Genomic DNA, 25,343 nt, shown 5'->3' on the forward strand with positions numbered 1-25,343 from the left:
CATCGTCCACACTGACGCAGGTGCGGATCGACCTTCACTGCCACTCCACTGCCTCTGACGGCACCGACAGCCCGGCCGAGCTGATGCAGGCGGCCGGGCGGGCGGGCTTGGACGTCGTCGCCATCACCGACCACGACACGACGGCGGGCTGGGCCGAGGCCGCCGCCGCGCTGCCGTCCGGCCTGCGGCTCGTTCGCGGCGCCGAGCTGACCTGTGTATCCGAGGACGGCCGCGGCGATACTTGCACGGTCCACCTGCTGGCCTACCTGTTCGACCCGCAGGCTGAAGCGGTGGTGACCGAGTACGCGCGCACGCGCGCCGAGCGTCGCACCCGCCTGCACACGATGGCCGCCCGCATGGCCGCCGACGGCTACCCTGTCGACCCGCACACGCTGCTGGGCGCCATCCCCGACGACGTCCCCGCGGGCCGCCCGCACCTCGCGCAGGCCCTGGTCCGCGCGGGCATCGTCGGGTCGGTCACCGAGGCGTTCACCAAGCTGCTGCACGGCCGCGACGGCTACTACGTGCCCAGCAACAAGACCCCGGTCCGCGACGCCATCGACATGATCAAGGCGGCGGGCGGGGTCACCGTGCTGGCGCACGGCTTCGCGCACCGCCGCGGCCCGACGATCAACGCGGCCGTGCTGGCCGACCTCGCCCGGCACGGTCTCGACGGCGTCGAGATCGACCACCCCGACCACGACGAGCAGTCGCGCGCCGAACTGCGGTCCCTGGCGGTCAAGCACGACCTGGTGGTGACCGGCTCCAGCGACTACCACGGCACCAACAAGACCATCGCGATCGGCGCGGAGACCACCGCACCCGCCATGCTGGACGCGATCGCCGAACGCGCCACCGGCGCCAAGATCCTGGAGGGCTGATGAGCTGGTTCGACGTCCAGATCTTCACCCACGCGCTGATCACCCTGTTGGTGATCATGGACCCGCCGGGCACGATCCCGGTCTTCCTGAGCCTCACGGGCCGCAAGACGAAGGCCACCAGGCTGCGCGCGGCCCGCCAGGCGGTGCTGGTCTCCCTCGGGGTGATCACCCTGTTCGCCATCGGCGGCGAGGCGATCCTGTCCTACCTCGGCATCGGCATCCCGGCGCTGCAGGGCGCTGGCGGGCTGCTGTTGCTGCTGATCGCCCTCGACCTGCTGACCGGCCGCGGCATGACGGAGCCGGAAGCGGTGGAGGACGTCAACATCGCCCTGGTGCCACTGGGCACCCCGCTGCTCGCCGGTCCCGGCGCCATCGCCGCGACGATCGTCTTCGTGCGCCAGGCGGACGAAGACAGCGGCAGCGCAGGCTACTTGGCCGTCGGCGCGGCCATTGTCGCGGTGCACTTCATCCTGTGGCTGTGCCTGCGCTACTCCGGCGTGGTCATCCGGATCATCAAGGACAGCGGCATCCTGCTCCTGGCCAAGATCGCCGGTCTCCTGCTCGCCGCCATCGCCGTGGAACTGATCGCCAACTCGGTGAAGGGCTTTATTTCCGGCTGAGCAAGGCGTTGAGGGCTTCCTGGGTGCGGACGATGGCCGCGGTGCCGTCGTCGTGGATCACGATGGGGCGCTCGATCAACGCCGGGTTCGCGGCCAGCACGGCGATCCACTGCGCGCGGTGGCGCGGGAGGTCGGCGAGGCCGAGTTCCTTGGCCAGCGGCTCCTTGAGCCGGGTGATGTCCCAGGGCTCCAGGTTCAGCTTGACCAGCACCTCTTCGATCTCCGCCGCGGTCGGCGGATCTTCGAGGTAGCGGCGCACGGTGTGCTCGGCTCCCAGCTCGCCAAGAGCCAGCTCGGCGCTGCGGGACTTGCTGCATCGGGGGTTGTGCCAGATTTCCACACCACGATTGTGCCCGGCGCGGGGAGTGTCGGTGTCACTGCGTACGGTGGGGGCCGTGCAGGGCCAGCTGGGTTTTGAGAGCATGCCGCGGAAGCTGATCAAGGTCACGCCGTCGCGGCTTTCGGTGTGGGCGGACTGCCCGCGCCGGTTCCGCATGGCGTACATCGACCGCCCCACGCCGCCGCGCGGTGGGCCGTGGGCGCACAGCACGCTGGGCGCGGTGGTGCACAACGCGCTCAAGGCGTTGTTCGATCTGCCGGTGGGCAAGCGGACGCCCGACGCCGCGGCGGCGCTGGTGGGCACGCACTGGAAGGACGACGGGTTCGCCGGGTCCGAGCAGGCGGCCACCTTCCGCGAACGCGCCGCGGGCTGGGTGCACGACTACGTCGCCGAGGCCGACGTCGACCACGACCCGGTCGGCCTGGAGCGCTGGGTGTCGGCTCCGGTCGGCACGATCGTCGCCGAGGGCCGGGTCGACCGCATCGACCAGCGTGACGGCGAACTGGTGATCGTCGACTACAAGACCGGCCGCCACGCGTTGACCACCGACGACGCCCGCGGCTCGCAGGCGCTCGCCCTGTACGTCCTGGCGGCCCGCCGGACGCTGCGCAGGCCGTGCACGAAGGTCGAGCTGCACCACCTGCCGTCGGGCACGGTGTCGTCCTGGGAGCACACCGACGAGTCCCTGGCCCGCCACCTCCGCCGCGCGGAGGAGTCGGCCGACGAGTTCCAACTCGCCACCGACACCCTCAAGGCGGGCGGCGACCCGGAAGTGCTGTTCCCGCCCACCCCGGGCCGCCAGTGCTCGTGGTGCGACTTCCGCCGCAACTGCGACGACGGCCGCGCGGCTGGACCGCAGATCGAGCCATGGGCGATGCTGGCACCGTGACCGGCCCGACCGACCGCTTCCCGCACTCGGACCCCCGCACGGCCCGACTCCCCACCGCCGCACCCCAACCGGCGGCCGTGGGGGCCGCGACTGTGCCGCTGCCCGCCGCGGCACACGATGGGTCGTCACGCCCGTCGCGGCGCGGCCCGAACCGGGCGGGGCCGGGTGGTGGGTTCGGGGGAGCTGAAGGCTTCCAGCCGGACACCGCACCCGGCGACTATCCGACCGAACCCTTCGACCGACCCGACACCGCCGACGACGAGCCGAAGCCTCCCGGCTTCTGGCGTGAGCTGTCCGGCGCGCTCACCCTCGGCCTGTGTGTGCTGGCGCTGGTGGTTGTCGGGCTTCAGGTGCTCGCCTCGGCCAAGGGCATGCCCGGTCCCGGCTTCCCGGTCGTTCTGGGACACGCGGTCGCCGCGATCGCCGCCGTGGTATTCCAGCGCCAAGCGGACCGCCGTCAGGGGTCGGTCGCCGCGCTGCCGGTCCTGCTGGTCGCCGCGATCACCGCGGTGACCATCTGGTTCTTCTGGTGGTCCTAGCTCAGCCGAGCCAGGTCTTCCACGTCGGTAGCAGCGTGGCGAGCAGTTCACCGGGGTTTTCCGTGGCGGGGGAGTGGGCGGCGCCCGCGATCATGCTGAAGTCGGCGTCCAGGCGGTCGGCCATGTCCCGCTGGGCCGAGGGCGACCAGGCGTCGTCCTCGGCGCCGCAGACCACCAGACACGCGGTTCCGCGGGCACGCAGGGTGCGGGCGAGGTCGCCGACCAGGTCGGGTTCGCCGCGCAGGCCGGTGCCCATGCCCACCAGGGCCGCGACGCTGTTGCGCAGGAACCGGTCCCGCAGGAACACCCGCTGCTCCGCGGGAATGTTCTGCCAGCCCGGGTTGCTCGCGTTCAGCTTCTCCAGCACGTCGTGCGTCGGCCCGATCCCGTGCTGGTGCAGGATCGGCTCCGCCAGTTCCAGCACGGCCCGTCGCCCACCCGACGGCAGTTCACCCGGCCCCGAGCTGAGCAGCGTCAGGCCAACGACCGGAGCCCCCGCGAGCACGGCCCGACGGGACACCAGACCGCCGTACGAGTGGCCCATGAGCACCACGGGCCGACCGTCGGCGGCGAGCTTGCCGATCAGTTCGGCCACGACCTGGCCCAGCGGCGCGGGCAGGAACGATGCCTCGTCGGCCGGGCCGGGGGAGTCCTGCTGACCCGGCAGGTCGATGGCGACGACGTCGAATCCGGCGTCGGCGATCGGGTCCAGCAGCGGCGCGAAATCCTCTTTGGACCCCGTGCAGCCGGGCACCAGCAGGGCGATCGGGCCCTCACCGCGGATGCGCAGGGCGCCGATCGGTCCGTAGGGCCCGGACAGGTCGGCGCGGACGGCCCGGTGCGGGCTCAGCTGCGAGTGCATGAACCGAGTGTGCCGCGCGCGGCGGTCAGTGCAAAGCGACGACGGTCGTGCCGCGCTGTTCGAGCACGATCGGACCGACGGAACTCATCGTGACGATGCCCGTGTGGTTCGCCCGGTCGACGGGAATCCGGCCGACCTCCTTGCCGTCGGCCTGGCTCACCACGGCGATGGCGTCCTTGACCGGAAGCAGTGCCCGCCCGGCGAAGACGGTGCCGGGGCCGAGGGTGTCCTTGATTGTCCACAGAGGACGAAGCTCGGTCGCCGAGACGACGATCGTGCGCGACCCGCTGAACCAGTGGAACGCGCCCGTGGCCCTGGTCACCGGCGACGCCCGCCCGGGTGGGTCGGCGCGCAGGTCGTCGGGACCGAGGTCGAGGTCGTAGGTCGCCGTCTGCGCGCCGTCGGCGCCGAAGACGACCAACCGGTTGGGCGAGGGCATGGCGACCGCGGTGAGGTCGTCGTTCATCGCGACGATCTGGGCCGACTCGCCGCCGAGCACGCTGCTCAGCACCTCGACCGGTTTGTCGGACTCGTTTTCCTTGCCGGTGGCCTTGTAGACCGTCAGCCGCGCCGCCGCGTCGTTCGGGCAGCGCTCGATGACGGCGATCTTGTTCGACGCCGCGTGGGCGGACTTGTAGGTGCAGCCCGTGCGCGGCTGCTTGTCCGGGTTGACGATCGCCGGGATCTGGCCATAGTCCATCGTCTCGACGAGGTCCGAGCGCACGGTCGTGACCAGGCGCTCGCCCGTCGCCGTCAGGTAGACGCCGTCGCCGATCAGCCGGGTGCCGAGTTCGGCGTCGCTGTTGCGCTGCCGGTCGCGCTTCCCGCTGACCGGGTCGAGCGTCGTCATCTCGCTGCAGCCGCCCGCGTGCCTGGGGTCGCTCTCGGGCAGCGCGTTCTCGGTCGTGCGGAAGAGCGCCACCGCGTTGCGCCACTGCGTGCTGACCGTGCACAGCTCCAGGTCGCGGCGGTAGGTCCAGCGGACGTCCCCGGTCTCCGGGTCGCGTCCGGCCACCTCGCCACCGCGGCCGGTGACCACCGTGGGACCGGCGACCACCGGTTCGAACGTGGCGGGGCTCTCCGCGCGCCAGACCTCGCCGAGGGACGGCGGGAAGAACTCCGGCGCCGCGGGATCCTCGTACTGGCGGTCCGTGGTGATCGAGGCCGTGGCGCGCAGATCGCTCTTTTGCCACACGACGACGACGGCCACCACGAGCGCGACGACGATCAGGCCGATGGCCGCGTAATCGCGCTTGCGGGTGAACCTGGTTCGCGGCGCGCGCGGCGGCGGGACGTCCCCTTCGAGGACGTCCTCGCTGCGCACACCGTCAGAGTCCGCGGAAGTCACGGACGCTAGTCTGCCGCGCCCGATGTGTCGTTGGCGTTGGCAGTCGCGTCCACGCCGACCTCGGAGCCGGAACGCCTGCGCCGACGACGGGCCCGCGCGGGCTTGTCCTCGGTGCCGCCGGTCTCGGCCGGAGCCGCCGTCTGCGCCTCGCCCGTGGCTTCCACGCCGGAACGCCTGCGCCGACGGCGCGGCCTGCTGGCGCGGTCCTCGGACTCCTCACCCGACGTGCGGGTGGCGGCGTCCTCACCGCCCGCGCGACCACGCGAGGACGAGACCCGGGTGGTGCGGACCGGGGCGGCGCCGCGGCCGCGGCCGGGACGCTTCTGGCCCATGTCCTCCTCGGGCTCGGCGTCGAGGCCCGCGCGGGTGCGCATGGCCAGCGGCAGCCTGCCGGTGGAGCCCTCGGGGATGCCGAGGTCGCTGAACAGGTGCGGGGAGGTCGAGTACGTCTCCACCGGCTCGGGCATGCCGAGTCCGAGGATGTCGCTGATGCCCTTCCAGCGGGGCTCGTCGTCCCAGTCGACCAGCGTGATCGCCACGCCGGTCTTGCCCGCGCGGCCGGTGCGGCCGATGCGGTGGACGTAGGTCTTCTCGTCCTCGGGGCACTGGTAGTTGATCACGTGCGTGACATCGGTCACGTCGATGCCGCGCGCGGCGACATCGGTGCAGACCAGGACGTCGACCTTGCCGGAGCGGAACGCGCGCAGCGCCTGCTCGCGCGCGCCCTGGCCGAGGTCGCCGTGCACGGCGCCGGCGGCGAAGCCGCGCTCGGTCAGCTCGTCGGCGACCTTCTGCGCGGTGCGCTTGGTGCGGGTGAAGACCATGGTCAGACCGCGGCCCTCGGCCTGCAGCGAGCGGGCCACGACCTCGACCTTGTCCAGCGAGTGCGCCCGGTAGGCGAACTGCTCGGTGCGCTCGTGGGTGGCGCCCGCGTCGTTCTCCTCGGCCCGGATGTGCGTGGGCTGGGTGAGGAACGTGCGGGCCAGGGTGATGATCGGGCCCGGCATGGTGGCCGAGAACAGCATCGTCTGGCGCTTGTCCGGGACCATGCGCAGGATGCGCTCGATGTCGGGCAGGAAGCCCAGGTCGAGCATCTCGTCGGCCTCGTCGAGGACCAGGCCGGAGACCTTGCCCAGGATCAGGTCCTTGCGCTCGGCGAGGTCGAGCAGGCGGCCGGGCGTGCCGACCACGATGTCGACGCCCTTGCGCAGCGCGGCGACCTGCGGCTCGTACGGGCGGCCGCCGTAGATGGCCAGCACGCGCGCTCCGAGGTGCTTGCCCGCGTCCTTGAGGTCGTGGGTGACCTGCAGGCACAGCTCGCGGGTCGGGACCACGACGAGCACCTGGGGGGTGCCGTCGCCCGGCGTCTGCAGCCGCTGCAGCAGCGGGACGCCGAAGCCGAGGGTCTTGCCGGTGCCGGTGCGGGCCTGGCCGATGAGGTCGTCGCCCGCCAGCGCCAGCGGGAGCGTCAGCTCCTGGATGGCGAAGGTCCGGATGATGCCCGCCTCGGTGAGCGCGCGGACGATCTCCTCGCGGACTCCCAACTCGGCGAACGTCGGTGCTTCTTCTTTGACCGGCGCGCCCGCGACGAGCGGGTGGGAGGTGTCGGTCTCGGGAACGCCCGCGACGCTGTGGTCCAGCGTCACGGGGTCGAGATCGACGGCGTCGGCAGTGTTGTCAGTGTCGTGCGTCAGGGTGATCAGCCTCTCTCATACCAGCGCGCACTGCCCTGGACGGGCCCTCGACCGCGCCGGATTCCCTATGCCGGCGCAGGAGGCCCAAGAGGTATGCGCGCACCCTCACACTCGGTCCGCGGCGTGCTTCGCCACGAGTTTCCCGAGGTCCTCGTCAGCCCTGCGTCGCCTGCCGAGACGGCGGCGAGACACGGGCGTCCTGCCGAGTCTACCCGCGACGGTCGCCCGATACGCTGCCAACCATGGAGAACGCTGAGCCTGAGGTGTCCCGGGGCGTGTTGTCGGCTGCTGTAGTGGACCTGCTCGGCGTGCTGGCCTATGGCGAATTGTCCGCTTTCGACCGCATGTCGGAGGACGCCAGGTCGGCCCCGACGGTGGCCGGGCGGGCCGCGCTGTCGGCGATGGCCGCCGCCGAGATGGGGCACTACGCCAAGATCGAGAAGTTCCTGGCCGGACACGGGGTGGAGATCGAGGACGCGATCCGTCCGTTCATCGCCCACATCGACACCTGGCACGCCTCGACCGCGCCCCGCTCGTGGCTGGAGTCGCTGGTCAAGGCCTACGTCGGCGATGGTCTGGCGGCCGACTTCTACCGCGAGATCGCGAACTGGCTCGACGAGGAGACCAAGGACCTGGTGCTCGAGGTCCTCGCCGACACGGGCCACTCCGCCTTCGCCGAGCGCGAGGTCGCCGCCGCCATCGAGCGCGACCGGACGGTGCGCGACCGGCTCGCCCTGTGGGGCAGGCGGCTGCTGGGCGAGGCGCTGACGCAGGCCCAGTACGTGGTGGCCGAGCGCGACAGCCTGGCCGAGCTGATCGTGGGCGGGACCGGTGACCTCTCGGGTATCGCCGCGCTATTCCGCAAGCTGCAGCAGCAGCACGGCAAGCGGATGACCACCCTCGGCCTCGGCTGACCCGCGATCGCGTGCCGGAGGTGCGCGGCTGATTACGCGCGTGGTGAACGTCGCAGGCCCTGAGCGGTCCTCGGGGCCGATCTCCACTAGCCTGCGATGGTGAAACAGTCGTATGACGCACGGAGGTCTGGCGTGGAGGTCAAGGTCGGTGTCGCGGACACCGCGCGGGAAATCGTCCTGAACAGCGCGCAGACTCCCGACGAGGTCGAGGCCAAGGTCGCCGACGCCCTGAAGGACCAGACGGGCAGCCTCGTGCTGCTCGACGACAAGGGCCGCCGCTTCGTGATCCCGTCGGCGCGCATCGCCTACGTCGAGATCGGCGGCGCCGACGCTCGCAAGGTCGGCTTCGCCCCCTGAGGGCACTGAGGACATGACGATGGCCACCTCCCGCCGGGAGGTGGCCATCGGTTTCTCTAGCGCCTAGATGTCTCTGCGCCTAGATGTCGGCGTGGTCCAGCGTGGTCTGCACGACGAACGGTGGCCTGCTGGTGCCCATGATCCGGTAGCGGTCCCACGGGTCCGGGTCGGACAGCTCGCCCTCGGCCTCCGCGCCCGGCGTGCGCAGCGTCGCCTTGGTCTTGCGGCCGCCCACCGCCTCGGAGACCACCGGGTCGGCGTCGATGCGGCCGTACCAGCGGTAATAGCCGTCGATCGGCTGGAAGTGCCCGCGCAGGGTGACCCGGACGTCGATCTCCTGCTCGCCGATCACCAGCGTCGCGGAGCCGGTGTAGCCGTCGTCCTCAGGATGTTCTTCATGGGCGCTGTGCTCGTCGTGCCTATCCATGGGATTGCTCCTAGCCCGCCGCGGTGTCGCTGTCGGCGTCGCCGTTGGTCAGTTTCACGATCTTGTTGATGTCCAGCGGCTTGTGCGGGTCGATGGTGACGCCGTAGCTGCGCAGGGTGCCGTCGATCGCGGCCCAGATGGTCATGGTCAGGTACTCGACGACCGCGTCACGGCCCATCGTGCGCCGCTCCAGCCACCACTCGCCGACGTTCTGCACCATGCCGACGATGCCGTGGCCCCAGACCTCCGCGCCGCCGGAATCGATCTTGAACGCGCGCATGTAGTCGCCGAGCAGGCTCGACAGGGCGTTCGCGATGACCTCTTTGTCCTCGGCGACGATGTCCGCGTCGATCTTGCGGTCGGCGAACGTGCTGCGCACGAGCAGGCGGTAGAGGTTCGGGTACTCCTCGATGAAGGAGAAGAACGCGTCGAGGCTCTTGCGGATGCGGGGCATCGGCGCCTCTTCGCGGTTCATCGCCGGGATGAGCCGCTCGAAGAGGATCTCGGTCGCCCGGTGGCCCAGGGCCAGGAACAGATCCGCCTTGTCGGTGAAGTGGCGGTAGAGGACGGGCTTGGTGACCCCGGCCTCCGCCGCGACGTGCTCCATGGCCAGGTCCGGCCCGTGCGTCGCCAGCGCCCGCAGCGCGGCTTCGACGAACTCCTCCCGCCGGGCGGCGCGGTGCGACTTCCACCGGTCCCGCCGGGCGTCTCCGGAATCCGCCGAGCTGTGTCCCTTGACACGATCCGTCATGGATTGCATGCTACCAGAAGTAACTGTTACCTGCAGTCACACGCATGCCGAGGAGATGACTCGACGATGAGCCGCGCTCTACAGATCGCCAAGGTAGCCGACCGGGAGAAGACCGCGGGTCGTTTGCTCAAGTCTTCGGCTGAAAAGTTCTACGACCCGGACATCGACATCGACTGGGAAGCGCCGGTCGTCGACGGGCTGCACTACCACCCGGAACACCGCATCTCGCTCTACGGCACCGAGCTGTGGGACCGGATGACCCCGGAGCAGCGCATCGAGCTGGGCAAGCACGAGATCGCCAGCATCGCCAGCACGGGCATCTTCTTCGAGGTCCTGCTCATGCAGATGCTGCTCAAGCAGGTCTACCGCAACGACCCGACCACCAACCACGTGCACTACCTGCTGACCGAGATCGCCGACGAGTGTCGGCACTCGACGATGTTCGGCAAGGCGTGCAAGCGCTTCGACGTGCCCGCCTACGGCCCGCGGGTGTGGGTCAAGCAGCTGGCCAAGATCCTGCCCGTGATCGGCCGCGGCCCCTCGACCTACGCCGCGATCCTGGTCGCCGAGGAGGTCCTCGACCGCATGCAGCGCGAGGCGACCGCCGACGAGACCATGCAGCCGCTGATCCGCATGGTCAACCGCATCCATGTCCTCGAAGAGGCCCGGCACGTGACCTTCGCGCGGGCCGAGGTCGCCAACGGCATGGCCGAGGCGGGCTGGTTCGCCAAGAAGTACCACCGGCTGCTGACCGCGCTGGTGTCCTACTTCGTGGCGCTGAGCCTGGTGAACCCGAAGGTCTACAAGGCCGTCGGCCTGGACCCGCGGGCCGCCCGCAAGGCGGCGCGGAACAACCCGCACTTCCAGGCCACGATGTCATACTGGGGCGAGCGAATCATGGGCTTCCTCCGCGAGGCCGACCTGGTCGGCGGACCCGGGATGGTGCTGTGGCGTCACTCGATGTTGCTCCCGCGATGACCTTCCACACCTCGGACGGCGTCCGGCTCAACGTCGTCGAGAGCGGGTCCGGGCCGGACACGCTCGTGCTGCTGCACGGCTGGGTCATGGACCACCGCTCCTGGGACCACGTCGCCGCCGAGACGCGCGGCGTGCGGGTCCTCCGGTACGACGCCCGCGGGCACGGCGCCTCCGGTGCCGCGCCGAAGTCGGCGGCGACCATCGACCGGCTCGCCGACGATCTCGCCGAGCTCATCACCCACCGCGCGCATGGCCGGGTCTTCCTCGCGGGCCATTCGCTGGGCGGGATGACGATGATGGCGCTGGCCGACCGCCATCCGAAGCTGGTGGCCGAACGCGTCGCAGGGGTCGCGTTCGTCAACTCGGCCTCGGGTGGGCTCGCCGAGCTGACCTTCGGGCTGCCCAGGTGGGTCGCCGCGCCGATCCTGTTCATCGAGATGCTGGCGAACCTGCTGATCGTGCGGCTGCGCGGCCGCAGGCTGCTGAGCCCGCGGCTGTGCGGGGTGACCAAACCGGTGGTGCGGTTCCTCGCGTTCGGCCGCAAGCCCGGCAAGGGGCACGTGGCCGCGGCGGCGAGCCAGCTCGGCGCGTGCAGCCCGTCCGGGATGGTGGCGTTCCGGGAGGAGCTGAAGTCGCACGAACGGGCGCACGCGCTGCGGGTGTTCAGCGACGTCCCGGCGATCGTGCTGGCGGGCGACCGCGACCGGCTGTGCACCCTGGCGCAGGCCCAGGCCATCACGGACGCGCTGCCCAAGGCCGATTTGGTGGTCTATCCGGGCGCCGGGCACATGCTGCCGTACGAGCGGACGGAGGAGGTCGTGTCGCACCTGTCGAGGCTGGTTGCTCACACGGGGCTTCTCACCAAAGCTACTGCCTAGTAGGTTAGGTGGGTGGCTGACTCTTTCCGCACCTCGGACGACCTCGACCTGCACGTCGTGGAAACCGGTCCGCCGAACGCGCCGGTGACCGTGCTGCTGGCCCACGGCTGGACGAGCTCGCAGGCCGTCTGGGACCACGTCGTGCCCGAACTCGGCCCGGACGTGCGGACCATTCGCTACGACCACCGGGGCCACGGTCGGTCGATGCCCGCGCCGGTGGACGCGGCGACCATCGCGCACCTCGCGGACGACATGGCCGAGCTGATCAAGGCCAAGGTGCCGTCGGGGAAGCTGGTGCTGGTGGGGCACTCGATGGGCGGCATGACGATCATGGCGCTCGGCGAACGCCACCCCGAGCTCGCCCGGCGGGTCAGCGCGGCGCTGTTCGTCTCGACTTCGGCGGGGCGGATGAGCGAGGTGACCTTCGGGTTGCCGAAGCCCCTGGTCCGGGCCTATGTGAAGCGGACCAGGCGGCCCGCGGGCGCGAAGCCCTCCTCGGCGTCCAGGGTCCCGCGCAAGCGGGCGGTCAAGGTGGAGGTGCCCGTGCCCGTCCAGCGCGCGCTTTCGCTGGCTCTGACTCGTTGGCTGGTGTTCGGCAGCCGATTCCGGATGATCGACGTTCGCGCGACCGCCGACCACGCGGCTGCCGTTCACCGTCGGACCGCCGCCTTGTTGCGGCGCAGCATCGGGAAGCACGACGGGGTGTCGGCGCTGACCGCGTTCGCCCATGCCGATGTGCGCGTGCTGGTCGGGGACCGCGACCGGGTCACGCCGGTCGACCACGCCCGGGCGATCGCCGACGCTTTGCCGGACGCCCGGTTCGTGCTCTATCCGGCGGCGGGCCACATGCTCCCGTATGAGCGCGTTCGTGAGGTCGCGGCGCAGATCCGTCGAGCCGCCGCCGCGTGAGGGGCTAGGTCCTGTGCCCGCAGTGCTTGTGGGGCACCAGTCGCTGGTCGGCGGCGACCAGAAGTCGTTCGCTGATCAGGTAATCCGGCAGTTCGTGCCGGTGTCCCTGTGGGGCGCCCCAGATCTCGGTGACCACCTCGTTCAGTGCCCGTTCCAGCTGGGTGAACGACGTCAGTCCCATGCACAGCCGGGTCTGCATCCGGTCGAGCGGCGCGGGTGAGGCGATGCCGGGGGTGAAGTACTCCCGGTAGTACGCCGCCAACACCGTGCGGTGGCGGGGTTTGCGGCTGAGCAGCAACTCCACCCGCACCGCCGCGCCCGAGAGGCCGAACGTCGTCGGTGGTCCGATGTGGACAGTCTCGGTGGTAGTCGGTGTGTCGCTGACGATCAGGCGCACCCGATATCGGGAGTCCCACACGTGCAGCTCGGATTCCCCGTCCGGCAAGGGAAAGGCGCACCGCTCGCCGACCGTGAACCTGCGGCTCTCGCCTGCCACGTACACGGCCAAGGGTGCCTGTTTGCTGTTGACCACCCACCAGCGCCCGTTCATGTGCCGCAGATAGGGCGCGTTGCAACCGCGCGACAGGCGCTCGTCGGTGCCGGCGCTGAGGAAGTCGCGGTCCAGCGTCAGCTGTTCGTCCGGTGACAGCGGGCGTGGTTCGGGCAAGCAGTGGTAGTCCACTGTCAGACAGGCCATGCGCACCTCAGACGATGTCGGCGACGACCACCGTCACGTTGTCGTGCGCGCCGGCGTCGCATGCGAGCTTCACCAACGTGGACGTGCAAGTCTGCGGGTCCGTTGCCCGCAGGTCCGCCAAGATCGGCCCGAGATCCTCGCCGAGGGCGTCGGTCAGGCCGTCCGTGCACAGGACGTAGCGCTCGCCGAGGACCGCCGGACGCGACCACGTCTCCGGTTCCACCTCGGTGTCCAGGCCCACCGCCCGCACCAGGGCCGCGCCCTTCGGGTGCCGCGCGGCCTGCTCCGGGGTCAGGTGCCCGGCCGCCAGCAGTTCGGCGGCCAGGCTGTGCGGCCAGGTGACGCGCTCGGACTCCACGAACGTCACGCTGTCGCCGACGTGGGCGCCCAGGACGTGGCCGTCCCACAGCACCGCGATCTCCAGGGTCGTGGCCATTCCGGTGGTCGCCGGGTCCTTGGCCGCCCGGGCCCGGACCGCCTCGTTGGCCCGCCGGGCGGCCGTGGCCGGGTCCACGAGCGGACCCGCCGCCACGACCGCGTCGACCGCCAGTCGGGACGCGACCTCGCCCGCGGGTGCCCCGCCGACGCCGTCGGCGACGACGATCAGCGGGCCGTCCGCGTGGAACGAGTCCTGGTTGTTGGTCCGTCCGCCGAGCACACTGGCGCCCGCTACCCGCATCCTCATGAGTCCACCGTGCCGCATTTCGGCCGAAGTCAGCAGGGGGAGCGCTCTCCCTGCCCGGTCAGTCGTGCGGCTGCAGCGGGAAGCCGCCGCCGATGCCGCGCCACGCCAGGTTGGAGATCAGTGCGATCGCCTCGTCCTTCGGCATCGCCCGGTTGTCCTCCAGCCACGCGCGGGCCGCCACCTGGCTGACCCCCACCAGGCCGACCGCGAGCAGGCGCGCGCGGTGCACGTCCAGGCCCGCGTCGGCGGTGATGGTCGCGGTGATGGCGTCGACGCTGGCCGTGGTCGCCCGGTCGATGGCGTCGCTGACCAGCGGCTCACCGCGCAGGTCGGACTCGAAGACGAGCCGGAACGCCTGGCTCTCGCCGTCGACGAAGTCGAAGTACGCGCCGACGGCGTTGCGCACCCGGACCTTGTTGTCGGTGGTGGAGTCCATCGCGGCGTTGACCCGGCGGATCAGCTCGTCGACGTGCTTCTCCAGCAGCGCCATGTACAGCTCGAGCTTGCCGGGGAAGTGCTGGTAGAGGACCGGCTTGCTGACCCCGGCGCGCTCGGCGATCTCGTCCATCCCGGCCGCGTGGTAGCCGTTGGCCGCGAACACGTCCTGGGCGGCGGCGAGCAGCTGTGCCCGGCGCGCGGTCCGCGGGAGTCTGGCCCCCCGGCCGACCCCGTTCTGCTGAATCGTCTCAGACATTCAAGTCTCCACCCTCGGTTGTGCCTACGGGCCGGGATCGCCAACCCGCGACGGGTGGTTCGACCGTACTACTCGGTAACCCCATTCGGGGTCAGTGTCCAGCCATACGGACAGCCCGTCCAGTATCGGACGTGACGCAGGTCTCACCCGAGCGAGGGCCTGAATCACACTGCACACTGGTCAGGTGTCCCTTTCCACCACTTTCCGCGCGCCGCTGACCCGGGTTCCGCTGTCGGAGACGCCGCTGCCGCCCCTGGACCTGTCCAGCCCGGCGTGGCCCGGGGAGGAGATCACCTCCGGCGGCCACACCCTGCATGTGCGGCGCACGCCGGGCGCGGGCGACGAGACGGCCGTCTACGTGCACGGCCTCGGCGGCTCGGCGATGAACTGGACCGACCTGGCCGGGCAGCTCAGCGGACGCGCTCCCGGGCTGTCGGTGGACCTGCCCGGGTTCGGCCGGACCGCGCCGTCCGAGGGCTTCCCGTACACCCTCGAAGCGCACGCCGACACCCTCGCCGAGTGGCTGCGCGGCCTCGACCTGGGCCGCGTGCACCTGCTGGGCAACTCGATGGGCGGGGCGATCTCGATGGTGCTCGCCGCCCGCCACCCGGACCTGCTGCGCACCCTGACCCTGGTCTCCCCGGCCGTGCCTGACCTGCGGCCCAGCGTCAACCGGATGTCCGACCCGCGCATGGCGCTGGCGTTCCTCCCGCTCGTCGGCCCGCCGATGCGCAGGCAACTAGCCATGCTCAGCCCGCACCAACGCGCCAGACAGCTGCTCGACCTCTGCTTCGCCGATCCCACCCAGGTCACCCAGGAGCGTCTGGACGAGGCCGCCCACGAGTTCGCCGAGCGGGCGAAGCTCGCCTGGGCGAACCCGGCGCTCGCCCGCAGCACGGTCGGGCTGATCCGCGCGTGGATGGTCCCGCGCACCCGCTCGCTGTGGTCGCTGGCGCCCAAGATCACCACGCCGACGCTGGTCGTGTGGGGCACCGAGGACAAGCTCGTGACCGTCCGCAAGGCGCCCCGGATCACCCGGCTGCTGCCGCACGCGCGGCTGCTGGTGCTGCCCCGGGTGGGTCATGTCGCCCAGATGGAGCGACCCGTCACCGTCGCCCGCGCGGTACTGGGCCTTTGGGAGACGGCGGCGCTGGGTGAGTGGTAGCCCAGGGTGGCGCCTAACTGACAGTGCGCTTACCCCTCAGTGCACTGGTCCGAACCGGTGATGTGGCACCCTAGATGCCGTGAGCGACACCTCCCAACGTGAGCGCGACGCGCGCACCCGGGATCCGCGTCGCCCGCAGGAGCGCCGCACCTCGGGTGAACCGCTGGCCGCCTCCTGGGCCCCGAAGCCACCGCCCCGCCGCCGTCCCGCCAGGTCACGAGGCGCGCGCGGCATCCTCGCCACCTACGGCTGGCGCGTCTACGCCCTGCCCGTCCTGCTCGCGGTGACCGCGCTCGTCGCGGTCCAGACGGCGGGGGAGAAGGTCCCCGACACCACGGCCGCGGCCAACACCGAGGCCGTCATCGGCCCCGGCCCGACCGAGGAGACCTCGCTCCCGCCGGACGTCCAGGAGACCCCACCGGCCCCCGTCGACGTGAACATCCCGTCGGCGGAGCTGCCCAACGGCGGCCCGTACACCCAGACCGGCGCGGGCAAGTGGCACGTCGTGCCCGGGGAGACCGCCAAGGTCGGCACCGGGACGAAGTTCTTCACCTACACCGTCGAGGTCGAGGACGGGATCGACGCGACGGCGTTCGGCGGCGACGACAGCTTCGCCAAGCTCATCGACCAGACCCTCGCCGACCCGCGCGGCTGGACCGCGGGTGGGCAGATCTCGGTGCAGCGGGTCTCGGCGAACTTCCCGAACCCCACCATCCGGATCAGCCTGACCAGCCCGGACACCGCCCACCGCAGCGACATGTGCGGTTACTCGATCAAGTACGAGTCCTCCTGCTGGCGCGGCACGGAGAAGCGGCTGATGATCAACCTCGCCCGCTGGGTGCGCGGCGCGGTGGCCTTCGGCGGCGACATGCTGACCTACCGGCAGTACGCCATCAACCATGAGATCGGCCACGCCTTCCGCAACGGCCACGTCGGCTGCGCCCAGGAGGGCGCGCTCGCGCCGGTGATGATGCAGCAGAGCTTCGGGGTGGCGAACAACTACGTCGCCCAGCTCAACCGGGCTGTCGGCGTGCGTGACGCGGTCAAGGAGGACGGCCTCACGTGCAAGCCGAACGCGTGGCCTAACCCGACAGCCAAGCCCGCGGGCTGATTCCCGCATGCTGGAACCCGGGGAAGCTCGGGTGGGATTTGGGTGTTGCATCGGACGACAATCGAGCACATATCCGTGTTCTAGGAGGACCTGATGCCAGGCACTTTGCCGCCGCTCGTCGAGCCGGCGCAGGAGCTGACCAAAGAAGAGGTCGAGCGGTACAGCCGCCACCTCATCATCCCGGACGTCGGCATGGCCGGGCAGAAGCGGCTGAAGAACGCCAAGGTCCTGGTCGTCGGCGCGGGCGGCCTCGGCAGCCCCGCGCTGCTGTACCTGGCCGCGGCAGGCGTCGGCACGCTCGGCATCGTCGACTTCGACGTGGTGGACGAGTCCAACCTGCAGCGCCAGGTCATCCACGGCGTCTCGGACGTGGGCAAGCCCAAGGCCCAGTCGGCCAAGGAGTCCATCGCCGAGATCAACCCGCTGGTCAACGTGATCCTGCACCAGGAGCACCTGAACTCGACCAACGCGCTGGACATCTTCGAGCCGTACGACCTGATCCTCGACGGCACCGACAACTTCGCCACCCGCTACCTGGTGAACGACGCCGCGGTGCTGCTGGGCAAGCCGTACGTCTGGGGGTCGATCTTCCGCTTCGAGGGCCAGGTGAGCGTCTTCTGGGAGGACGCCCCCAACGGCCAGGGCCTCAACTACCGCGACCTCTACCCCGAGCCCCCGCCGCCCGGCATGGTCCCGTCCTGCGCCGAGGGCGGCGTGCTGGGCGTGCTCTGCGCGTCGATCGGCTCGATCATGGTGACCGAGGCGATCAAGCTGCTGACCGGCATCGGCGACCCGCTGCTGGGCAGGCTGATGGTCTACGACGCGCTGGACATGACCTACCGGACCATCAAGATCCGCAAGGACCCGGAGACCAAGCCGATCGAGGGCCTGATCGACTACGAGGCCTTCTGCGGCGTGGTGACCGAGGACGCGCAGAACGCGGCGGCCGGGAACACGATCACCCCGCGCGAGCTCAAGGAGAAGTTCGACAAGGGCGAGGACTTCGCCCTGATCGACGTCCGCGAGCCGCACGAATTCGAGATCGTCAAGATCCCGGGCGCCATCCTGATCCCGAAGGACCGCATCCTCTCGGGTGAGGCGCTGGCGGAGTTGCCGCAGGACAAGCCCATCGTCCTGCACTGCAAGTCGGGTGTCCGCTCGGCCGAGGCGCTGGCCGCGCTGCACAAGGCGGGCTTCGCCGACGCGGTGCATGTCGGCGGCGGCGTGCTGGGCTGGGCGCGGGATATCGACACCAGCCTGCCGACGTACTGAACCAATGAAGCTCGGCACGCACAGTGTCGATGAGCCGCGGGGAGGCGGAGTCCGGGTAGCGTGCGCGCCCGTGAGTACTCCGCCTCCCCAGCACGTCCGGGCCGCCTTCGGGGCCAAGAACGCGGAGCCCGTGCTGATCGAACACGGGCCGGTCTGGCGGTGTGACGACGTCGCGCTGCGCCCGGCGGCGAGTCCGGCCGAGGCCTCCTGGGTGGCGCAGACCCTGGGCGACCTCGACGTCCCGGACCTGCGGATCGCGCAGCCGATCCGGTCCAGCGATGGCCGCTACGTCGTCGGCGGCTGGGTGGGGTTCCGGTTCATCGACGGCCGGGCGGAGCCGCGCTACGACGAGGTGGTCGCCGCCTCCATGCGCCTGCACAAGGCGACCGCGGACCTGCCCAAGCCGCGGTTCATGAACCTGCGCACCGACGTGTTCGCGCTGGCCGACCGGGCGGCGTGGAACGAGGAGCAGGCGCCGCTCGACCCGGATCTCGGCGGCAAGCTGTTCGACAAGTTCGCCCCGTCCCGGGAGAAGATCCAGGCCCGCCCCCAGGTCGTGCACGGCGACCTCTTCGGCAACGTCCTGTTCGCCGGGGACGCGGCGCCCGGGATCATCGACTTCAGCGCGTTCCACCGGCCCGCCGAGTGGGCGGCCGCGGTGGTCGTGGTCGACGCGATGGCGTGGGGCGGCGCCGACGACGGCATCGCCCAGCGCTGGTCGCACCTGCCGGACTGGCCGCAGTCGCTGCTGCACGCCTTACTCTTCCGGCTGGCCGTCCACGCCCTGCACCCCAAATCCACGACCCGGTCCATGCGCGGTCTGGAACGCGCCGCACACCGAATCGCAGATTTCCTTTAGGCCACCCGCGGCCCGCACCTAAGGGGACCGTGACGTCACTTGACCACGGTTACCGCCAATCCGCAGGTATCGGCGTCGGGTGACCAATCGTCAAAATTTCGGGGTGGCGGACTAGTTTCGCTGTGATGTGGGCGACGTTACCGAAACCGCACATCCGGGCACAGAGCGTCGATTTGTGTGGCGCGGGTCGCTTCTCACGGCCCAAAACAGGGCGCTGGGCAGGCAAGTTGTCCTGCACGAAACATTGCCGAATCGTCAGGTAACACCGCGTCCTTAACGTCTGGATCGACCCACAAAGCCGATCCGGGAGCCCGGGATGACGCAGCTGGCCGCGCCCGCAGTCGACACGCACTGCCCGTACTGCGCCCTGCAGTGCGGTATGCGGCTGACCGGCGCCCGCGTGGAGCCGCGCCAGTTCCCGACCAACGGCGGCGGGCTGTGCCAGAAGGGCTGGACGTCGGGGTCGCTGCTGACGTCGCCCTCGCGGCTGACCACCCCGCTGGTGCGGGTGGACGGCGAACTGCGCCCGGCGAGCTGGGACCTCGCCCTCGACCTGATCGCCCACAAGATCAAGGCACTGCAGGGAGCGCACGGCGCCGACGCCATCGCCGTCTTCGGCGGCGGCGGGCTGACCAATGAGAAGTCGTACGCGCTCGGCAAGTTCGCCCGGGTCGCGCTGGGGACCTCGCAGATCGACTACAACGGCCGCTTCTGCATGTCGTCGGCGGCAGCCGCGGGCATCCGGGCGTTCGGCCTCGACCGCGGGATGCCGTTCCCGGTCACCGACCTCGGTGCGGCCGACGCGGTGCTGCTCGTCGGGGCCAACCCGGCTGAGACGATGCCGCCGTTCATCCAGCACCTGACCAACGCGGCCCGCTCCGGCGGCCTGATCGTCGTCGACCCGCGCCGCACGCCGACCGCCGAGCAGGCCACGCTGCACCTGCAGCCCCGGCCGGGCACCGACCTGGCGCTGGCCCTGGGCATCCTGCACGCCGTCGTCGCCGACGGGCACCTGCGCCACGACTACATCGCCGAGCGCACCACGGGCTTCGACGCCGCCTGGCGCATCGCCGCGGCGTGGTGGCCGGAGCGGGTCGAGCGGGTCACCGGTGTCGCCGCGTCCGACCAGCGCCGCGCCGCGGCCATCCTGGCGGCCGCGAGCAAGGCCTACGTGCTCACCGCGCGCGGCACCGAGCAGCACTCCCGCGGCACCGACATGGTGGGCGCCTGGATCAACCTGGCGATGTCGCTGGGGCTGCCCGGCACCCCGGGCTCCGGCTTCGGCTGCCTCACCGGCCAGGGCAACGGCCAGGGCGGACGTGAGCACGGCCAGAAGGCAGACCAGCTCCCCGGCTACCGCAAGATCGACGACCCGGCCGCTCGCGCGCACGTCGCGGGTGTCTGGGGTGTGGACCCCGACTCGCTGCCCGGCCCCGGCCGCTCGGCCTACGAGCTGCTCGACGCGCTCGGCACCGAGAACGGCCCGAAGGCGCTGATGGTGTTCGGCAGCAACGTGATCGTCTCCGCGCCGAGCGCAGGCGCGGTCGGCGACCGGCTGTCCTCTTTGGACTTCCTGGTGGTGGCCGACTTCGTCCTGTCGGAGACCGCCGCGCGGGCCGATGTCGTCCTCCCGGTCACCCAGTGGGCCGAGGAGGACGGGACCATGACCAACCTCGAAGGCCGGGTCCTGCTGCGCACCAAGGCCCTTTCCGCTCCCGATGGCGTCCGTAGCGACCTTGAGGTCCTGCGCGAGTTGGCGATCCGCTTGGGGCAGCCCGAAGAGCGGTTCCCGGTGGAGCCCGAGACCGTGTTCGCCGAACTGCGCCGCGCGTCGGCCGGGGGAGTGGCCGACTACGCCGGTGTCACCTACGACCGGCTGCGCGCGGGCGAGGCGCTGCACTGGCCGGTCCCGTCGGAAGACCACCCCGGCACGCCGCGGGTCTTCCTCGACCGCTTCAACACCCCCGACGGCCGGGCCCGCTTCGCCGCGGTCGACCACACCGGCCCCGCCGAGCCGATCGACGACGACTACCCGCTGCTGGCGACCACCGGCCGCGTGCTGCAGCACTATCAGTCCGGGGCGCAGACCCGCCTGGTCGAAGAACTTCTCAACGCGGTGCCGGAAGTCTTCATCGAGATTCACCCGGACACCGCGGAGCGCGCCGGTCTCGCGGAGGGTGTGCTTGCCCGCGTCGTCTCCCGCCGAGGCGAGATGAAGGCGCGGGTGCGGCACGTGTCGTCCATGCGCACCGACACGGTGTTCCTGCCGTTCCACTTCCCCGGCGAGCAACGCGCCAACCTGCTGACCAACCCCGCGCTGGACCCCACCAGCCGGATGCCCGAGTTCAAGGTCTGTGCCGTCCGACTGGAGGTCTCATGAACGCACGACGGGTTGTCGTCGTCGGATACGGGATGGCGGGGTCGCGGCTCGCGGAGGAGATCCGCCGCCGGGACCGTGACGGAGAGCGCACCTCGGTCACCGTGATCGGCGCCGAGCCGCACCCGGCCTACAACCGGGTCCTGCTCTCGGCTGTCGTCGCCGGAACCATGACCCCGGAGTCCACCCGGCTGCACGACGCGGGCTGGGCCGCCGAGCACAACGTGGACCTGCGCCTGGGTGTGTCGGTCACGTCGATCGACCGCGCCGCCCGCCGGGTCGCGCTCGACGACGGGTCCACTGTGGACTACGACGCGCTGGTGCTCGCCACCGGCAGCCGGGCCTGGGTTCCACCGACCGAGGGCCTGCAGACCGAGGACGGCTCGCTGGCGCCGGGTGTCGCCACCTTCCGCGACCTCGACGACTGCGCCGCGATCCTCGAGCACGCCCGCCCCGGCGCCCCCGTCGCGGTGCTGGGCGGCGGTCTGCTCGGCCTGGAAGCCGCGCGTGGCCTGGCGGGCCGCGGCGCGCTGGTGACCGTCGTGCATCCCGTGGGGCACCTCATGGAACGCCAGCTCGACCCGGCGGGCGGCAGCGTCCTCGCCCGCACGCTGGGCGAGATGGGCATCGAGTTCCGGCTCGGCCGCTTCGCCGCGCGCTACGTGCAGGGCGACGGGCTCAAGCTCGACGACGGCACCCACGTCCCGGCCGATCTCGTGGTGGTCTCCGCCGGTGTGCGGGCCGACACCGCGCTCGCCGAGTCGATCGGCCTGACCGTCGACCGCGGCGTCGTCGTCGACGACTCGCTGCGCACCAGCGACCACCGCATCCACGCGATCGGCGACTGCGCCAATCACCCGATGACCATCTCGGGTCTCGTGCAGCCGGCGTGGGAGCAGGCCGAAGTGTTGGCGGACCTGCTGACCGGGGTCGACCCGGCGGCTCGCTACCGCGGAACCCCGGTCGTGACCCGGCTCAAGGCCAAGGGGGTCGACCTCGCCGCGCTCGGCGACGTGCACGCCGAAGTGGGCGGTGACGCGGAAGTCCTGTGCCTGCAGGACCCCGTGCGCGGCCGCTACGCCAAGCTCGTCATCCGCGACGACCGGGTGACCGGTGCCATCGTCCTGGGTTCCCCGGACGCGGCGGCGACCATCACCCAGCTCTACGACGCGAAGACTCCCGCGCCCACCGACCGGCTGGGCCTGTTGCTGGGCCGGGCTTTGTCGTCCGCCGGTCCGGTGGCGCACAGTCCCGCCGACCTGCCCGCGTCCTCCGTTGTCTGCCGCTGCAACACGGTCACAAAGGGACAGTTGGTCAAGGCGTGGCGGGGCGGCGCGGCCACGGTTCCCGAGTTGGCCACGGCGACCCGGGCGACCACCGGCTGTGGTTCTTGTACGGACGCGGTATGCGGAATCGTCGACTGGTTGGCCAGGGCCTGACCTCACAGGCCTGCTCACCCAAACGTGCGGACATCGTGCCTTCGGTGTCATCGCGTGGCACATAAGCGAAATTTCCGGCCCGTAGCTTCTGCCGCAACGGCAGTACGAGGAGGACAGCAATGAGCGTGGTAGCCGAGTCCCCGCCCACGAGCGACCAGAAGACCAAGTCCCGCGGTGGTCGCTGGATCGACCACTGGGAGCCCGAGAACGAGGAGTTCTGGGAGAAGACCGGCAAGCCCATCGCGCGCCGGAACCTGATCTTCTCGATCTTCGCCGAGAACCTCGGGTTCTCCATCTGGGTGCTGTGGTCCGTCGTCGTGCTGAACCTGTCGAACGCCGGTTTCGGTGGCGGCACGCCGTTCGCGGCCAGCGAGCTGTTCTGGCTGACCGCCCTGCCGAACCTGGTCGGCGCGACGCTGCGAATCCCCTACACCTTCGCCGTGCCGAAGTTCGGTGGTCGCCTGTGGACGACGATCAGCGCGGCCCTGCTGCTGATCCCGACGACCGCCCTGGCCGCCATGGTGCACTTCGACTTCGTGCGCAGCCAGTCCCACGACACGCAGTTCGTCATCCTGCTGATCGTGGCGTCGCTCGCGGGCGTCGGCGGTGGCAACTTCTCGTCGTCGATGGCGAACATCTCGTTCTTCTACCCGGAGAAGCGCAAGGGACTCGCGCTCGGCCTCAACGCCGCGGGCGGCAACCTCGGCGTCGCCACGGTGCAGCTGCTGACCCCGCTGGTCGTCATCATCGGCGTGCCGTACTCGATCGCGAAGAACCCGATCCACCCCGTGCACCTGGCCTACGCGGGCATCATGTGGATGCCGTTCATCATCGCCGCTGTCGTGGGCGCGTGGTTCTTCATGGACAGCCTCACGATGGCCAAGGCGGACACCAAGTCCTACTCGTCCTGTCTGAAGCAGTCGCAGACCTGGGTCATGTCGATCCTCTACATCGGCACCTTCGGCTCGTTCATCGGCTTCTCGTTCGCGCTGCCGCTGGTGATCAAGCTGACGTTCCCGGAGTTCCTGATCCAGAACCCGTTCATCGGGACGTACCTGGCGGGCCTCGGCTTCCTGGGCGCGCTGATCGGCTCGGTCACCCGGCCGTTCGGCGGCTGGCTGTCCGACCGCATCGGCGGCGCGAAGGTCACCCTGTGGGTGTTCGCCGCCATGGCCGGTTTCACGATGCTGGCGATGTACGGGGTCAACCAGCGCAGCTTCCCGCTGTTCTTCGCCTCCTACATGGTGATCTTCGCCCTCTCCGGTGCGGGCAACGGCTCGACCTACCGGATGATCCCGGTCATCTTCGGCGCGCTCGGCCGCAAGGAGCACGCGGAGAAGGGCGGCGACCTCGACGCCACCCTGCTGAGCTTCAAGCGCCAGTCGGCCGCGGTCATCGGCATCGCCGGTGCGATCGGCGCCTTCGGCGGGTTCCTCATCCAGCAGATCTTCCGGCTGGCGAGCGTCCCGGTCAGCAGTGCCGTGGCGAGCGCGAAGACCGTGGAAGCCAAGGCCGAGGCCGCGGCGGCCAACGCCACCTGGTCCACCTCGGCCCTGGGTGTCTTCATCGTCGCCTACGTCATCTTCGGCGCGATGACCTGGTTCTTCTACCTGCGCAAGACGTCGGAGACCTCGCGGGTGCCGAGCCTGGCCTACGCGGGAGTCTGAGATAGGGGAAAGCCGATGGCCCGCACTCGTGGAGTGCGGGCCATCCGGCTGTTCAGGCCCGGTGGGCTTTCGCCGCGGCGAAGCAGTACACGCCGAACGCGGCCAGGCCCAGCGCGATCAGGATCAGCAGCGCCGCCCCGTAGGGCTGGTCCGCGACCGTGTGCAGCGCCTTGTCCATCCCGCCGGACTCCTCCGGGTTGGCCGTGATCGCCGCCAGGCCGACGAGCATGCTGATCACCCCGTACGCCACGCCCTTGCCGATCCAGCCGATACGGCCGATGCGCTTCACCCACCGCTGCGTGCCGTCCGGCAGCTCCGACATGTCGAGGTCCTTGGTGAAGGACCGCTTGACCCCCTTGTGGAAGATGACCGCCGCGGTCACCAGGATGCCGACCGCGACCGCGCCGACCAGCCACTGACCGTACGGAAGCGCGAGCACACGCGCGGTGAGCTCCTGCTGCTCACCGGTGGTATTGGTGCCGCCCTTGCCGGTGACGATCTTGATGGCGCCGACCCCGATCAGCACGGCCGTGGTGGCTCGCGCACCCGCACCCACCCGTTTGCCCACCCGCTTGCGCTTCTCCGGGATGTAGCGGAAGCCCGAGGCCGCTTCGGCGTACTGCCACAGGGCGAAGAGGAAGAGGCCGATCGCCACGGTCCAGAGCAGGACCGGGCCGATGGTGGTCGACGCGATCTCGGCCAGCGCGCCCTTGGAGTCGGACTGGGCGCCGTCGCCGAGGACGATCTGCAGGGCCAGCCAGGCGACCAGGACGTGCACCGCTCCGTAGAAGAGCATGCCCACTCGGCCGAGCACCTGCACCGCGTTGTTGGTTCTGACTAAATCGGCAGGGTTGTCCACCGAAAAGTAGTACCCCGTTGGGAGCCAGGTCACACGCACCACCTTTTGACCTGCGGCGGGAGGGATACGTAACAGCGGCGCAACATCAGAGACGTCGACTCGACACGGGCGGACCGCAGCATTACGGAAGC

General features: G+C 70.6%; 26 protein-coding genes. 16 read left to right on the plus strand and 10 right to left on the minus strand.

Features of this window, described 5'->3' with window-relative positions; all coding sequences use genetic code 11:
• The first annotated feature begins 20 nt into the window (after nt 1-20).
• Entirely contained in the window at nt 21-881 is an 861-nt protein-coding gene (locus tag C8E96_RS12770; RefSeq protein WP_091383417.1) for a PHP domain-containing protein, read from the plus strand.
• Nucleotides 881-1,501, plus strand: a complete 621-nt coding sequence (locus C8E96_RS12775) for a MarC family protein (protein WP_176926848.1) — start codon at nt 881-883, stop codon at nt 1,499-1,501. The genes C8E96_RS12770 and C8E96_RS12775 overlap by 1 nt, the downstream gene beginning before the upstream one ends.
• Here C8E96_RS12775 and C8E96_RS12780 read toward each other — a convergent pair.
• Nucleotides 1,488-1,841: an arsenate reductase family protein gene (locus C8E96_RS12780; RefSeq protein WP_091383415.1), complete on the minus strand. Its 354-nt coding sequence runs from the start codon at nt 1,839-1,841 to the stop codon at nt 1,488-1,490. The genes C8E96_RS12775 and C8E96_RS12780 overlap by 14 nt on opposite strands.
• 82 nt (nt 1,842-1,923) lie before the next feature.
• Between C8E96_RS12780 and C8E96_RS12785 the strand changes: the two genes are divergently transcribed.
• Nucleotides 1,924-2,730 carry a RecB family exonuclease gene (locus C8E96_RS12785; protein WP_091383414.1) on the plus strand — a complete coding sequence of 269 codons (807 nt, stop codon included), beginning with the start codon at nt 1,924-1,926 and terminating at the stop codon, nt 2,728-2,730.
• A complete protein-coding gene (locus tag C8E96_RS34010; RefSeq protein ID WP_228770284.1) occupies nt 2,727-3,269 on the plus strand; it encodes a hypothetical protein in 543 nt (180 codons plus the stop codon). The genes C8E96_RS12785 and C8E96_RS34010 overlap by 4 nt, the downstream gene beginning before the upstream one ends.
• Before the next feature lies 1 nt (nt 3,270).
• On the opposite strand, the gene C8E96_RS12795 is transcribed toward C8E96_RS34010, so the two are convergent.
• Genes C8E96_RS12795 through C8E96_RS12805 form a run of 3 tightly spaced genes read right to left on the minus strand, consistent with a single transcriptional unit; the run spans nt 3,271 to nt 7,125 of the window.
• The gene (locus C8E96_RS12795) at nt 3,271-4,131 is read right to left on the minus strand and encodes an alpha/beta fold hydrolase (RefSeq protein WP_091383413.1); all 861 of its coding nucleotides are present in this window, start codon (nt 4,129-4,131) and stop codon (nt 3,271-3,273) included.
• A gap of 25 nt (nt 4,132-4,156) precedes the next feature.
• Nucleotides 4,157-5,479, minus strand: coding sequence for an Rv3212 family protein (locus C8E96_RS12800; protein ID WP_091383412.1), 1,323 nt, complete (start codon nt 5,477-5,479; stop codon nt 4,157-4,159).
• Nucleotides 5,480-5,484: 5 nt separating this feature from the next.
• Nucleotides 5,485-7,125: a DEAD/DEAH box helicase gene (locus tag C8E96_RS12805; protein WP_228770283.1), complete on the minus strand. Its 1,641-nt coding sequence runs from the start codon at nt 7,123-7,125 to the stop codon at nt 5,485-5,487.
• A gap of 290 nt (nt 7,126-7,415) precedes the next feature.
• On the opposite strand from C8E96_RS12805, the gene C8E96_RS12810 reads away from it, so the two are divergent.
• Complete coding sequence (locus C8E96_RS12810; protein ID WP_091383410.1) at nt 7,416-8,087, plus strand: ferritin-like fold-containing protein; 672 nt, start codon at nt 7,416-7,418, stop codon at nt 8,085-8,087.
• 132 nt (nt 8,088-8,219) lie between these two features.
• Nucleotides 8,220-8,444 (plus strand): DUF3107 domain-containing protein, encoded by a 225-nt coding sequence (locus C8E96_RS12815; protein WP_187223499.1) that lies wholly within the window; start codon nt 8,220-8,222, stop codon nt 8,442-8,444.
• 79 nt (nt 8,445-8,523) lie between these two features.
• On the opposite strand, the gene C8E96_RS12820 is transcribed toward C8E96_RS12815, so the two are convergent.
• Both C8E96_RS12820 and C8E96_RS12825 read right to left on the minus strand, forming a co-directional pair.
• Complete coding sequence (locus C8E96_RS12820) at nt 8,524-8,871, minus strand: DUF4873 domain-containing protein (protein ID WP_091383408.1); 348 nt, start codon at nt 8,869-8,871, stop codon at nt 8,524-8,526.
• A 10-nt stretch (nt 8,872-8,881) separates the two neighbouring features.
• Entirely contained in the window at nt 8,882-9,631 is a 750-nt protein-coding gene (locus tag C8E96_RS12825) for a TetR/AcrR family transcriptional regulator (protein ID WP_091383407.1), read from the minus strand.
• A gap of 57 nt (nt 9,632-9,688) precedes the next feature.
• On the opposite strand from C8E96_RS12825, the gene C8E96_RS12830 reads away from it, so the two are divergent.
• Genes C8E96_RS12830 through C8E96_RS12840 form a run of 3 tightly spaced genes read left to right on the plus strand, consistent with a single transcriptional unit; the run spans nt 9,689 to nt 12,387 of the window.
• Nucleotides 9,689-10,600, plus strand: coding sequence for an AurF N-oxygenase family protein (locus C8E96_RS12830; RefSeq protein ID WP_091383406.1), 912 nt, complete (start codon nt 9,689-9,691; stop codon nt 10,598-10,600).
• The gene (locus tag C8E96_RS12835) at nt 10,597-11,478 is read left to right on the plus strand and encodes an alpha/beta fold hydrolase (protein ID WP_091383405.1); all 882 of its coding nucleotides are present in this window, start codon (nt 10,597-10,599) and stop codon (nt 11,476-11,478) included. The genes C8E96_RS12830 and C8E96_RS12835 overlap by 4 nt, the downstream gene beginning before the upstream one ends.
• Nucleotides 11,479-11,490: 12 nt before the next feature.
• Nucleotides 11,491-12,387 (plus strand): alpha/beta fold hydrolase, encoded by an 897-nt coding sequence (locus tag C8E96_RS12840; RefSeq protein WP_091383404.1) that lies wholly within the window; start codon nt 11,491-11,493, stop codon nt 12,385-12,387.
• Between the two features lie 4 nt (nt 12,388-12,391).
• Here the strand turns inward: C8E96_RS12840 and C8E96_RS12845 are convergent, their stop codons facing one another.
• From C8E96_RS12845 to C8E96_RS12855, 3 genes are read right to left on the minus strand one after another with little or no spacing between them, the layout of a single operon-like run.
• Nucleotides 12,392-13,084 carry a hypothetical protein gene (locus C8E96_RS12845; protein ID WP_133794387.1) on the minus strand — a complete coding sequence of 231 codons (693 nt, stop codon included), beginning with the start codon at nt 13,082-13,084 and terminating at the stop codon, nt 12,392-12,394.
• A 7-nt stretch (nt 13,085-13,091) separates the two neighbouring features.
• Nucleotides 13,092-13,769 carry a PP2C family protein-serine/threonine phosphatase gene (locus C8E96_RS12850; protein WP_166657965.1) on the minus strand — a complete coding sequence of 226 codons (678 nt, stop codon included), beginning with the start codon at nt 13,767-13,769 and terminating at the stop codon, nt 13,092-13,094.
• A gap of 58 nt (nt 13,770-13,827) precedes the next feature.
• Nucleotides 13,828-14,463 (minus strand): TetR/AcrR family transcriptional regulator, encoded by a 636-nt coding sequence (locus C8E96_RS12855; protein WP_091383401.1) that lies wholly within the window; start codon nt 14,461-14,463, stop codon nt 13,828-13,830.
• 184 nt (nt 14,464-14,647) lie between these two features.
• On the opposite strand from C8E96_RS12855, the gene C8E96_RS12860 reads away from it, so the two are divergent.
• The 7 genes from C8E96_RS12860 (at nt 14,648) to C8E96_RS12890 (ending at nt 24,353) form a co-directional block, all read left to right on the plus strand.
• Complete coding sequence (locus C8E96_RS12860) at nt 14,648-15,628, plus strand: alpha/beta fold hydrolase (protein WP_228770282.1); 981 nt, start codon at nt 14,648-14,650, stop codon at nt 15,626-15,628.
• A gap of 79 nt (nt 15,629-15,707) precedes the next feature.
• Complete coding sequence (locus C8E96_RS12865) at nt 15,708-16,739, plus strand: DUF3152 domain-containing protein (RefSeq protein WP_091383399.1); 1,032 nt, start codon at nt 15,708-15,710, stop codon at nt 16,737-16,739.
• Between the two features lie 93 nt (nt 16,740-16,832).
• Nucleotides 16,833-18,011, plus strand: a complete 1,179-nt coding sequence (gene moeZ / locus C8E96_RS12870) for an adenylyltransferase/sulfurtransferase MoeZ (RefSeq protein WP_091383398.1) — start codon at nt 16,833-16,835, stop codon at nt 18,009-18,011.
• A gap of 70 nt (nt 18,012-18,081) precedes the next feature.
• A complete protein-coding gene (locus C8E96_RS12875) occupies nt 18,082-18,870 on the plus strand; it encodes a TIGR02569 family protein (RefSeq protein ID WP_228770281.1) in 789 nt (262 codons plus the stop codon).
• Between the two features lie 316 nt (nt 18,871-19,186).
• On the plus strand, nt 19,187-21,250 hold the full coding sequence (locus C8E96_RS12880) for a molybdopterin oxidoreductase family protein (RefSeq protein ID WP_091383396.1): 2,064 nt from the start codon (nt 19,187-19,189) through the stop codon (nt 21,248-21,250).
• Nucleotides 21,247-22,686, plus strand: coding sequence for an FAD-dependent oxidoreductase (locus C8E96_RS12885; RefSeq protein ID WP_091383395.1), 1,440 nt, complete (start codon nt 21,247-21,249; stop codon nt 22,684-22,686). Before C8E96_RS12880 ends, C8E96_RS12885 begins: the two co-directional genes overlap by 4 nt.
• 119 nt (nt 22,687-22,805) lie before the next feature.
• On the plus strand, nt 22,806-24,353 hold the full coding sequence (locus tag C8E96_RS12890) for an MFS transporter (RefSeq protein WP_091383394.1): 1,548 nt from the start codon (nt 22,806-22,808) through the stop codon (nt 24,351-24,353).
• Between the two features lie 52 nt (nt 24,354-24,405).
• Here the strand turns inward: C8E96_RS12890 and C8E96_RS12895 are convergent, their stop codons facing one another.
• Nucleotides 24,406-25,245: a DUF1206 domain-containing protein gene (locus C8E96_RS12895; protein ID WP_228770280.1), complete on the minus strand. Its 840-nt coding sequence runs from the start codon at nt 25,243-25,245 to the stop codon at nt 24,406-24,408.
• Nucleotides 25,246-25,343 lie beyond the last annotated feature (98 nt).

The sequence above is a fragment of the Actinokineospora alba genome, assembly GCF_004362515.1.
In the GTDB taxonomy this organism is placed as follows: Bacteria; Actinomycetota; Actinomycetes; order Mycobacteriales; family Pseudonocardiaceae; genus Actinokineospora; species Actinokineospora alba.